Annotated in this window: 2 protein-coding genes; one reads left to right on the top strand and one right to left on the bottom strand. The window is 74.7% G+C overall.

Annotation, left to right across the window (positions count from 1 at the left end):
• On the top strand, positions 1 to 420 hold a 420-nt coding region (locus tag ACYVE7_RS35250; protein WP_460371033.1), incomplete at its 5' end, for a hypothetical protein.
• A 3-nt stretch (positions 421 to 423) separates the two neighbouring features.
• Here the strand turns inward: ACYVE7_RS35250 and ACYVE7_RS35245 are convergent.
• A partial coding sequence (locus ACYVE7_RS35245) for a sirohydrochlorin chelatase (RefSeq protein ID WP_460371032.1) occupies positions 424 to 645 on the bottom strand: 222 nt, incomplete at its 5' end.

The raw sequence follows: 645 nt of genomic DNA, 5'->3' as shown, positions 1-645 counted from the left end.
CTCGCCGCGCTCATCCAGCTCGCCCCCGGCCTGCCCGCGGGCCCGCCGACGGCCGCGGCCGCCGTCGCGCTCCTGCCCAAGGGCGCGCTCCCGGAGACACGGGACGCGCACCAGGTCCCGCAGTCCGTCCCCTACGCACCGGCCGATCCGGCGCCGAAGAGCCAGGCCGCCACCTATCTCCAAGGGCTGAGAACGGGCGAGCTCACCCTGGCGGAGGTGATGCGCGACCCGTCCGCCACCGATCTCGACCTGGTGACGGCGCTGCGCACCCGCTACTCCAAGGCGAAGGTCAGGTCGGCGCTGGCCACTGTGGGCGTCCCGAAGAAGGCGAAGATCGGCGATCTTTCGGACCGCCGATCCAGGACCCTGCTCCAGGAGCTGGCCCGCCCGGTCGAGGCCGGCCTCACCGGCAAGCCCTGACCGTCAGGCGCACCGCGCGCACGGTGTGCTGGTCAGTGCCTCGCCGTACCGGCACTGGATGATATCGGCCAGCTCGGGCGCGTCGCCGAGGACGGGGGAGACGGCGGTGGCGCCCGCCCCGGCGGCGGCGAGGGCGACCTTGTCGGCGAAGTAGCCGGGCGCCAGGAAGTACGAGGCGACGACGACGCGGGGCGCGCCCGCCGCGTACAGCGACCGGACGGCCTC

The sequence above is a fragment of the Actinocorallia lasiicapitis genome, assembly GCF_054778695.1.
Note: the sequence above shows the minus strand (reverse complement) of the source record. Positions and strands in the feature narration are given on the sequence as shown.